Source organism: Mycoplasma wenyonii, from assembly GCF_003265155.1.
GTDB lineage: Bacteria > Bacillota_I > Bacilli_A > Mycoplasmatales > Mycoplasmoidaceae > Eperythrozoon_A > Eperythrozoon_A wenyonii_C.
Genome location: NZ_QKVO01000005.1, coordinates 22,051 through 34,033, shown reverse-complemented (window position 1 = coordinate 34,033; position 11,983 = coordinate 22,051). Strand labels below are relative to the sequence as shown.

General features: G+C 35.0%; 4 protein-coding genes. 1 reads left to right on the top strand and 3 read right to left on the bottom strand.

Annotated elements, in window-relative coordinates:
• A partial coding sequence (locus tag DNK47_RS01820; RefSeq protein WP_220084655.1) for a hypothetical protein occupies positions 1 to 406 on the top strand: 406 nt, incomplete at its 5' end.
• A 546-nt stretch (positions 407 to 952) separates the two neighbouring features.
• On the opposite strand, the gene DNK47_RS01815 is transcribed toward DNK47_RS01820, so the two are convergent.
• The 3 genes from DNK47_RS01815 to pyk form a co-directional block, all read right to left on the bottom strand.
• The gene (locus tag DNK47_RS01815; protein WP_146737515.1) at positions 953 to 2,332 is read right to left on the bottom strand and encodes a hypothetical protein; all 1,380 of its coding nucleotides are present in this window, start codon (positions 2,330 to 2,332) and stop codon (positions 953 to 955) included.
• Positions 2,333 to 2,429: 97 nt separating this feature from the next.
• The gene (rpoC, locus tag DNK47_RS01810) at positions 2,430 to 10,397 is read right to left on the bottom strand and encodes a DNA-directed RNA polymerase subunit beta' (protein ID WP_112665405.1); all 7,968 of its coding nucleotides are present in this window, start codon (positions 10,395 to 10,397) and stop codon (positions 2,430 to 2,432) included.
• A 9-nt stretch (positions 10,398 to 10,406) separates the two neighbouring features.
• Positions 10,407 to 11,981, bottom strand: a complete 1,575-nt coding sequence (gene pyk / locus DNK47_RS01805) for a pyruvate kinase (RefSeq protein WP_112665403.1) — start codon at positions 11,979 to 11,981, stop codon at positions 10,407 to 10,409.
• Positions 11,982 to 11,983 lie beyond the last annotated feature (2 nt).

The following is an 11,983-nucleotide window of genomic DNA, read 5'->3' as shown; positions in this document are numbered from 1 at the left end:
TAAGGAATCGGAAGTTAAAAGGTTAAAAGAAGTTAATTTAGTGAATACCATTGTTAAATTGATGACTGGTGAATCTGTTGGGTTTCCTTGTGTTGAGGTTGGGAGTGGACAGAGATTTACCGCCGAGGAATTGTTTAAAGAATGTAAAAGTGATGCGTGGTGGGCAAAAGATAAGTTCAAAGTTAAATCTGTTTTAAAAAGTGTTGTGCCTAACTTTAAGCAGTATAAGGTGCCGACGAAAGGTTCTCCAAACAGGTGAGATCGTCAAATGGATGCTTCTAAAAATTGACGTCAAATTTACAATGATGATTTTGATAAAACTAAAGTGATTAATGAAAAGTGTGAACCAGATAGTGTGTGGTCATGAATTGTTGATCAGGAGTTGAAATTTAATAGTAAATTTTAGGTTTTTATTTTTAGTTTTTAAATTTAAAAATAACTTAAAAAGTTTATATATAAATGAGGGGAACTTCCCCTCATTTAATTTACAAAGTAAAAAATTTATATGATGAAGTGGGGGAGATTTCTAAGAGGGGGGGTTTTTTGGGTGAAGGGAAAGTAATAAAAGATAATTTGTTACTTTTATATAAATATTTCTTATTTTCTATTTATTTTTAAAAAGAATTAAATTATGAGTCAATTAGAAGTATTGGGAGGATAAATATTCAATATAGATTTATCGAAACTTAAACATAATAAAAAATAGATTGGAATTAGGGGGGTATATATAAAAAACTTATTATATTAGTCAAAAAAGTTATAAAAGAGAGGGATATTTGTTTTAAATTTATGATTCAGGGGTACATGTACCCCTGAAAAAATTATTTGAAATTATTATTTTCAAAAATTCGCGCGAAAAAATAAAAAAATTTTCTAATAATACAATCTTTTTTCCCTCCCCACCGGATGATCGAAAAATAAATTTCAAAAATATCTAAAAAATTACCGTTCTTTAAATTCCGTAATTAGAACATTTTGTTCAGAATGTACTTTTGTTATGTCATTCAGGTATTTGAAGGACATTTAAATATGTGCTCAACCTAAGGTAATTTTTGTATTCTGTAGCCTCAATTAGGCATAATCGTTTCTCAGAGACTTGGTCCCCGAATCAAGGTCTGATTATTAAATCACATACTTCTTGTCGTATCTTCAATTCCTGATCAGTAAATAAAGACCATCAATTGTCTGGTTCACATTTTTCATTAATCACTTTAGACTCATCAAAATTTTCGTTATATATTTTTGATCAATTATCTCCAGCATCCTGTTGAGATTTCCAACCACCCCTCCCTTTTTGTGTCGGAATCTTTCCTTTCGCAAAGCTTGGTACAACACTCTTCAAAACAGACTTAACCTTAATCTCATCCCTTCCTCATCACGGAGTATTCTTGCATTCATCAAATAAACCATCAGCAACAAACGATTCTCGCCCATAACTAACACAAGGAAACCCAACAGATTCACCAGTCATCAATTTAACAATGGTATTCACTAAATTAACTTCTTTTAACCTTTTAACTTCCGATTCCTTACCTCAGGCATATTTCCTGAAGTAATTTCAAGCAACTGCTTCAGGATTTCCAATCGTTCTAACGAGAGTCAATTTCCCATTATTAGCTAACTGTCCATAATTCCACCTTCTCGCCTTCAACTGGTCCTCACCAGTATCAAGTATCTTCTTGATTATCTCTAAATTGAATTCCAAATCAACACGATCCCCTTGACGACTTCTCCCCATCTTATCCAACCATCACTTTCTTGCCTTATACAACTCCAATATTTGGGTCTCAAGATTCAAATCCCTACCCTTTCATTTCTCACTAATTCCCTTCAAATCAGATTCAGTAACATAATCTCCCGCCTTTTGAATCAGTGGTCAATAAGACTTTCCCTGCATTTCTTTCTTAGCTTTTTCAAGATCCTCAATCTCTTTATTTCTATCTCTGGGACCAAACCACTTACTTCCAGAAGTCACCTTTCTACCGCCTCATAATTGACGTTTTCCCTGTGATAACTTATTGCTCTCTATATTTTTATGTTTCCCATTTGCATCCCAACCAGAAACCAACATCAATTTATCCTCAACCCCTTCACTTTGGTACTTTCAAGAACCAAGGACAGTGTGATTTAGTTCACTAATTACCCCAGTATGCTTTGACTTCTTTTCGTCTTTCTTATTCTCCTTAGATAAGGAATATTCCTCAGTCAATATAGCTTGCTCTCCATCCATTGGTATCTCAACCAAACCATACCTGTTACCTAATCACCCCCCTACACCGCCTCCAAACCCACCAATAGCAGTCCCCTCCAACAATAACTTCTTTCACCACATAGGAATCTAGAAAATAACTAAATGTTTAGATTCTACAAATTAGTAAAGGCTAACCCTAAACCTAAGGGGTTCCCCTGAAGATAAGGTAAAGCCTTTTCTACAAAGTTCTTCCTTCTAATAGTTCCGGAACTAATCCCGTTCCAGCAGGAATTAAGTTTCCAACTATGATATTCTCCTTTAAAGAAACCAGATCATCTATTTGAGCTTTTACAGAAGCATCTATTAGTATTCTCTTAGTGTCTTGGAAGGATGCCGCCGCCAAGAAAGAATTAGATTTTGCAGGAACTTCTTCCAATCCTAATAGTATAGGAAATGCAACAGGAGGATCCTTTCTATCTAATAGAAGTTTTGTAGTCACTCTGTAGTAGTCATTGAAATCCACTACCTCGCCAATTCCTCAATTGGACGCCCCTTCATGGTTAATTCTTCACTTAGAAGTTAATTGGTGAACAATTAATTCTATGTATTTGTCTGCAATATCAATTCCTTGAAGTCAATACACTTCAAGTATTTGTTCAACCATGTATTCTCTTACTCTCTCTAGTCCTGCAACTTCTAGTAACTTTTTAAGGTCTACATTACCTTCACTTAAACAGTCTCCGAATGCAACAGTATCTCCTTCCTTAACCAAGATAGGAATATCTAGATCTATTTCATAAGTTCTAGTTGAGTAGTTATTCTTTACAGTAATAATCTTTTGCGCTTCCTTATTTTCTATAGAGATAACAGTTCCACTAATTTCACTAAGAGTCGCTCCTTCTCATCTATTGGGTGACACTATGTCAAATAATTGTTTTAGTCTCTCGAATCCTTGTGCAATATTTTGTTCCCCAGCTACTCCCCCTAGGTGAAAGGTTCTCATAGTTAATTGGGTCGCAGGTTCCCCTACAGATTGTGCTGCGATTATCCCGATAGCAGTACCGACTTCTATAGGTCTCTTAGTGGTTAAGTGGTAACCAAAACACTTTTGACACACTCCTTGTTTTTGAAGACAAGTAAAGACACTTCTAATTTCTAGAGAAGTTATTCCAGCTTCTACTATCTTCTTTGCCATATCAGAGGTGATAAACTCTCCCGCAGGACACAATACAGTTCCATCTACTGGAGAAATTACATCCTTGAATGCAACTCTAAATCTAATTCTTTCTTCAAAGGACTTAACTTCCTTCTTGGATTTTCTGGTCAATATTGCTTTAACTACCAATCCTTTGTGTGCTTTACAGTCTAGAGACTTAACAATAACTTCTTGTGAGGTGTCTACTAGCTTTCTAGTCATATATCCAGACTTTGCTGTTTTAACTGCAGTGTCTGCCATACTCTTTCTAGAACCATAAGAAGAATTGAAGTACTCTATCATATTCAATCCCTCTACGAATGAGTGTTTAATTGGCACTTCTATTATGTCTTTAATGATTTTTGAATCTGTAACTTGTCCATAGTTATAGGATCTGTTCATTAATCCTCTCATACCTGAAAGCTGTACAAAGTTAGATAAGCTTCCTCTAGCTCCAGATCTTTCCATAATCGCCATTGGGTTGTCTTTATAGGTATCTCCTCTAAATCATTCTCTCACTTTTTCTGATACTTGATCCTTTACATCGGACCATAGATTAATAACTCTTTGATATCTTTCATCTTCAGTAATCATTCCAAGCTCACAGTATTCTTTATTTGCTCTAACCTTTTCTTCTGTTTGTTTAATCAACTCTTCTTTATAAGAGTCTGTAAATCTAGGAATATCAAATGGAGAGATAGTGATACATGATTTAGTTGAGAACTCAAATCCTAGACTCTTAATACTGTCAAGCATAGTAGAAGTTTGTTCTATGGAGTAGTTTTCATAAACATCTTCTATTGCTCTTTGAATTACTCACTTAGCAAATGAAGGTGTTTCTGAATGATTCTTAATGCTTTCTCTATAGTCTGCAGTGGTGTCTAGTATGTCTTCTTCTGAAAGACGTTCAGGAGTAGAGTCATTTACATATCTATAATCTGGAGGCATAGCAAGGTTAAAGATTACCTTTCCTGCAGTAGTAATTAGTAATCCTTCTTTAGGTCACTTCTTCTCTGGAAAGACTGAAGTTGGTACCGCTATTAAAGCATTCAAATCTATCTCTCCGGAGTCATATAGATATCTAACTTCCTCAACTGAAGAAACTAATCTTCCTTCTCCTCTTGACCCCTTTCTAGTGTTGGTTAGGTAGTAAAGTCCAAGAATCATGTCTTGTGAAGGCATCAAGATTGCTTGTGCATTCTTAGGGGCTAACACATGTCAGTGAGAAAGAAGGATTTGTCTCGCTTCCTTAACAGCCTCATCAGAAAGTGGTAAGTGAACTGCCATTTGGTCACCGTCAAAGTCAGCATTGAATGCTGTAGTTACTAGAGGGTGAAGGCAAATAGCCTTTCCTTCTACTATTACAGGTTCAAATGCTTGAATACCTAAGCTGTGAAGAGTTGGGGCTCTATTAAGTAATACTGGTCTTTCCTGTATTACCTTATGAACTACTGGTCACAATATATCTTCTTGGTTATCAATGATTTGTTCAGCAAGTTTTATATTCTGAGCAATTTGAGTTCTTAATCCTGTAGTTTCATCTATATAGCTTCTAATTAACTCTCTGATAATGAATGGCTTGAAGAGTTTCAGAACTATTAAGATAGGCAAACCTACTTGATGTAGTTTTAGCTCTGGACCTACAACAACTACAGATCTACCAGAGTAGTCTACTCTCTTACCTAATAGGTTTTGTCTGAATAGTCCTTGCTTACCCTTTAAGTGATCAGTTAAGGACTTAAGTAAATGCTTATCTTTAGCTACTAATGGTTTCTTTCTGCTTGAGTTGTCAATTAGAGAGTCTACAGCCTCTTGTAACATTCTCTTTTCATTGTTGGCAATAATAGAAGTAACATTTAAACTCAGTATTTTCTTAAGTCTTTCGTTTCTAATAATGATTCTTCTGTAGAAGATATTTAAGTCGCTGGTAGTAAATCTTCCTGCTTCTAGTTGAACTATAGGTCTTAGGTTAGGAGGAAGAACTAATAAATTCTTCAAGATCATTCATTCTGGTTTGTTTCCTGAGGCCTTAAATCACTTAACTACTTCTAATCTAGCTAAGAGTCTCTTAGTTTTTATATCAGAGTGATTAATTCCATCTTTATTCAGTTGTTTTTGAATAGAGTGTTCTAGAGAATCTAAATCAACTTTCTTAAGAAGTTCATAGATGGCCTCTGCACCAGTACCTATTTTGATTCCGCTGTATTTATAGATATATTCGAACACATCATATAGAGAGAATGGAAGGTTAGAAGAAGCTAATGCTTTATAGTAAGCTTTTCCTTGTTGATAAGACATAGAGTCTTTTCCTTCAGGTTCCTTCTTTTCTCTGTCTTCGCAGATTAATCTAAGAAGTCTTCTTAACTTAACTAAAGACTTTAGTGGGCTTGTTTGATCAGATACATTAATAATCTCTAATTTCTTAAATATTCCTTTGTGATCAAATCCTACATCAGTAACTTCAGTAACTATGTAGTTAACAAAGTAGACTACTTCTTCAACGCTCTTGTACTTGATCTCTAGTATCAAAGAGATCTTGGAAGGTAAAGGTAATTCCTTGATCATTCAAATGTGTGCAATAGGACAAGCTAAAGCAATATGTCCCATTCATTCTCTTCTTACTAAAGACTCTGTAATACATACTCCACACTTTTCACAATATTTACCTCTATATCTAACTCTCTTGTATTTACCACAGAAACACTCATAGTCCCTAACAGGTCCAAAGATAGCTTCACAGAACAATCCTCCTTTTTCTGGCTTAAAGGTTTTATAGTTAATGGTTTCTGCGGACTTAACTTCACCTCTAGAGAGTGAAAGTAGGTATTCAGGGGAAGTAATACTTATCTGAATTCCATTAATAGTTAGATCTTCCTCCTCTTCTCCTGCTAGACTAAAGTGTTCTCATCTTTTACTTCTCTCTTTTTCTCCCTCATCTCTTCTCGCCTGATTGCTTCAAGTTAAGAATTGAATCTTTTCATTTAACTTTGCTCTTTTAGCTAAATAGTTGTCAAATCCAATTAATTGTTTCTTAGGTCCATATTGAATATTTACTTTTAATCCAAGGGCTTGTAATTTCTTTGCTAATAACTTAAAGGACTCAGAAATTCCTGGAGTAGGTAACATCTGACCTTTAATAACTGAGTAGTAAATAAGATTTCTGGCTTGAATGTCATCAGACTTAAGGGTTAATAGTTCTCTTAAATTGTAGGCTGCCCCATAAGCCTCCATCGCTCAAACCTCCATTTCTCCAAATCTTTGGCCACCATTTTGACACTTACCTCCTAATGGTTGTTGAGTGATCTTGGAATAAGGACCTACTGCTCTGGCATAAATCTTGTCATCTACCATGTGATCCAACTTCAACATATAAATCACTCCAACAGAAATAGGATCCTTGAACTTCTCTCCTGTTCTTCCATCAAATAAGGTGAATCTTCCATTATTTGCAGAAGAATCTATACCTGCATCTTTCATAATTCCAATCAAGTCAGAATTCTTACATCCTGCAAAGATAGGAGTTAATACTCTGATTTCAAGCTCATCGTATCTAAATCCTGACTTAGATAGGATAATTGAGAAATCTAGTTGAGTTAATTGTTCTTTTGCCTCTGCAAGACTCTTGATTCCTTTTTCCGCTAGATAGGTAGTTAGAGTTCTCTCAAGTGAACTTAAAGCGGATCTGGACTTAGAGAACAAAGTAGTCAGAGAGTCAAACTTCTTCTCAAAGTAAGCTGTTAACAGCTTATTGAATACTAGTTTTCTAGCAGAGAATGCAAGATAGCTTTCTAGTATCTGTCCAATGTTCATTCTCGAAGGAACACCTAATGGGTTCAAAAGAATATCTACAGGGGTTCCATCTTCTAAGTAAGGCATATCCTCTATTGGAGCTATTTTTGAAACAATTCCCTTATTTCCGTGTCTACCAACCATCTTGTCACCTATTTGGATATTTCTCTTGGAAGTAACAAAAACCTTAATTGTCTCTAGAACATCATCCCCTAATCTATCTCCCTTAACTAATGAATATCTAAGTATCTTGGTTACTATACCTTCAGCCCCCGCGGGAAGTCTTAATGAGCTGTCTTTAACACTCTTAGCCTTTTCAGCAAAGATTGCTTGTAGTAGTTTTTCTTCTGCACTAATCTCCCCTGAAGCCTTTGGAGAAGTTTTACCTACTAAAATATCTCCTTCTTTAACAGCTGCCCCAACTAAGACAATTCCATCTTCATCTAGATATTTCTTCTCTTCGGGAGAGCAACCTGGAATAAATCTAGTGATTTCTTCATCACCTATCTTGGTTCTTATGCAATCAATGGTGTATTCCTGAATATGTAGTGAGGTATAAACATTCTCTTGAACTAATCTGGAAGAAAGAATGATGGCATCCTCATAGTTGTATCCATATCAAGTAGTAAAGGCAACTAAGATATTTTGTCCCAATGCAAGCTCACCATTATTAATAGCATGTCCATCAATTAAGATTTCTCCTTTCTTAACTGTTCTACTATCTCTAGGTATTATTAATTGATTTCTGCAGGTGTTTTGATTAGTCTTTCTGAACTTTTGTAACTTATAGGTTTTTTCTATTTCCTTTGTTCCTTTGTACTTAACAGTTAACTTAGAGCTGTCTAAGTAAGTAATCTCTCCGTCTTCTTCTGCATAGACTACAATACCAGAGTCTTTAGCTATTCTTCCTTCTGATCCTGTAGCGACAATAGGGGATTTAGGAGAAAGAAGTGGTACCGCTTGTCTTTGCATATTTGCACCCATTAATACTCTGTTGGCATCATCATGTTCCAAGAAAGGAATCAAAGATGCAGAAATAGAAGTTATTTGAGAACAATCTACATCAATAAAGTGAACGTCTTCAGGAGAAACTGACTCTACTTCTTCATTTCTTCTAACAGTAATTGGTCCAATTAACTCTGCATTCTCAGTTCTTGGTGTAGTAGCCTCAGCAATATAGAAGTTTCTTTCTTGAATAGAGTTCAGCCAAACCAATTCATTGGTTACCTTACCTCCCTTAACTTTGTAGTAAGGAGTCTTTAAGAAACCATAGTCATCTACCATAGCTAACGAGGCCAAAGCCATAATCAATCCAATATTCATACCTTCTGGAGTTTCAATAGGGCAGATTCTTCCATAATAGGAGTAGTGTACGTCTCTGATATTTAGGTTTGGGTCCTCTCTCTTAATTCCTCCTGGGCCCATAGCAGAGATCTTTCTCTTATTGGTAATTTCAGAGAGAGTATTTTGTTGGTCGAGGAATTGAACTAATTGGTGGGAGTTAAAGAACTCTTTAATTACTATTTGGAAAGGCTTGGTGTTGATGATGGTACTTAAAGCAAAGTATTCTTCTATTTCTCCATCTTTAAGAGACAGATAGTTTAGCTTAGCTTCTAAGCTATTCATTTTGTCTACAGAGAACTTTTGTATTCTTGCTAGAGCTAGTACTATTCTGTTTTCTAGTAATTCATCTATTCTCTTTAGTCTCTTATTACCTAGGTTTTCAATGTCATCATATTCCCCAACTTTATGTCTTATTTGAGAGATATAAGAAAGAATAGCGACAACATCTGATTGAGTAAATGGAGATTGATCCGGCATATAAGGTGTCCCGATGACAGGAACCTTAGCGGAACCAATACCAGAGACATAAACTCAAACCTTGTCATAGTACATTTCTTCAAATTCTTTATATCTTCCTGCAGTATCTTCAAATACTCTTAAAGGTCTAAAGCTTTCTCTAATCTTTAACTTATTAGCAATAGCAGCTTCTTTAAAGGCAGTAAGGGTATCAAAGTCCATAAAAGTATCTTTCTTAAATCAAACCTTGCCATCATTTCCTAATATGTCTTCAGCAAGATATCTGTTTTTCATTCTCTCTCATGTTGAAAGTTTGTGATTTAGTTTGTATCTTCCTGCAGGAAGAATGCTGTAATAGTATTTATCAAATAGATAGGACCAAAGTAACTCTTGATAAGAAACTACTTCTCTTCTAGCTACTTCCGGGCTAATAGATAAGGAAGCAATAATAGTTCTAGATGCAAGCTCTATATATATCTTTTCTAGTAACTCTTGTAATTCCTTTTTCTTAGTTCTGCTATTAGTGGTTCGTTCTAGCTCATAGTATTCAACACAAAGGGCATAAAGAGTTTGTTTTATTCAACCTTTAGAGATCTCTTTAAGTTTTTGTGTACTTTTGGCTGTTGATAGCTCATTAATTATTGAAGTGAAGAAAGGTTCATTCTTTAACTCCTCTGTATTAAAGAATTCTTGCGCTAGAGAGTTAAGAACTTCTGGTTGATCTGCAAAAAGTTTCTTGATCATCTCATGAGTAAAACCAAAAGCTTTAAGGAATGTAGTAACAGGGAAATTGAATGCATTATTTCCTGAAGTATTTCTTGCAATTAACTTAACAGAAGGTTTTATAGACTTATCTTTTTCAATTGGAAGGTGAAAGAGTATTAAAGCCCCTTTAACAGGAAGTAACTCACAGATAGTTCCTTCTAATGCTCTTTTTCTAGAGTTAGATAGTCTAATCTGTGTTTTATTCAGAACATATAGTCCAGGTGATCTAACTATTTGGCTAATTACAAACTTTTCAGTACCGTTGATAATGAAGTTACAGGAAGAAGAGAATATTGGCATATGCCCAAAGAAGATTTCAGTAACTTTTCCTTGAGCCTTTTCAGGATGAAAGTTAGAAAGTAGTCTTAGTTTTAGATAGAGAGAAACATGGTAACTTGAAGAGCTATTAATAGCTTCTTCTTCGGTCTTTTCTGGATCTTTTGCAATAATTCCCTCAAGAAGTATCTTTATATTTCCTGAGGAAGAAACAATTGGGAAATATCTAGAAACTAATTCTTCTAGACCTTTAGCAAAGAAATTTCTATAAGCTTCTATTTGGATTCCCCTCAGATTAGGAGGAGTGAACCCTCCTGAGGAGAATTTGGAAAAGTCTATCCGAGAGACAAGGGAATTAACATCTTTGAATTTGTAGTTCAAAAACTAAAGCTAACTACTTATAAAACGAAGTTCCTTCGCTTGATACAAAGCTATTTGGCTCTTAGAAGGATAACCACACAATTCCAAGAAAGTCTTAGAGCAGTCTTCCAAAGATTCATCTGTGGATCCCACTAATGCAATCTTATATATTCCTCTATTAATTGCACTGCATTTAAGCTCGAAATCACTTTCCGCTTCTAGGTAACTCTTCTTTCTATAAAAGACTACAAAAGGGAATGGAAGTTTAAGAGAAGATAGTTGATTTATTTCTTCTTCTAATAGTTCATCTGCAAATAGGAAGCAGGCGATAATAGTAGTTAACTTGTCAATCTCTGAGAAGAATTGACTACTTAGAGTTCTTAATCTTTCTGACTTATTTTCTCTAGAGAAGTGAGTAAACAATTTCTCATAGTTGCATTTCTTTTCTGCAGCTTTAATGATTTCAGACATAGTTGCAAGAGCAATTGAAGGAAATAGTCCTTGTGCAGTTTCTCCAGAAAGCATAGTGGAGTCAGAAGTTAACTCAGCTGCTCTATAAACATCTGCAACTTCTGCTCTGGTTGGAACTACAGTCCTTTCTAGAGAATCCAACATTTGTGTAGCGACAATAGTAAATTTTTTAGCTTTAGCTGTTTTTCTCAGTATTTCCTTAGTTCAGTATGGAACGTGATAATAAGGACTTTCTAGGGCAAGATCTCCTCTAGCTATCATAATTCCATCTGATTCCTTAATAACTGCATCTATATTCTTTAAGCATTGAGTGGTTTCTATCTTAGAGATAATTAGAGGTAATTTTTTGCCTGTACAATTTTCCTTAATTAGCTTTCTAACTTCGAGTATGTCTTCTAACTTGTTAACAAAAGATAGAGCAATAAATTGAAAACTTTGTTCTAGAGAAAAGAGAATATCTCCTCTGTCTTTTTCACTCACAAATGGAAGGGAGTAATCTGCATTTGGAAGATTAACTCTCTTATTGGCTTTCAGATAGTGATCATTTTCCACCATCACTCTAACAACTCCGGAGTCCACATCTACAGATTGAATTAATAGAGAAAGCTTTCCATCATCAACTAATACCTTTTCTCCTACTGAACAATCTAAAGCCATATTGTATTTAGCTGTAGAGTCAGTGACTGAAAAACAAGTAGCATCCCCCGCCTTCTTATCTTTACAGAAAATTTCAATAATCTCCCCTCTTCTATATAGTTGCCCTTTTTCCTTTTCTTTCATATCCCATACTCTAATTTCTGGTCCTTTAGTGTCAGCTAACTCGGCTATTGGGAAGAGGAATCTAACTTTATTAGGAGAATTACCGCCTTGTTCTATCTTGTTAAAGATCTTGTAGAATTCTTCCTTAGCGTCCCGCCAAACCTCTAATCTAAATAGTCTTTCTTCATTATTGGAGTGAGAAAAGTTAAATCTAATGCAACTTAAGCCATTAAAAAATAACTCAGTAAATAGATTTAAGACCTTTAAGTACTCTGGGTTTGACTTATTTCTCTCAGAATTAATTTGTAACTGCAGAGTAATTGCAGGTCCAATAGTTGCAACAATCTTGGTACATCCTAACTTAAAACTAGGCATTG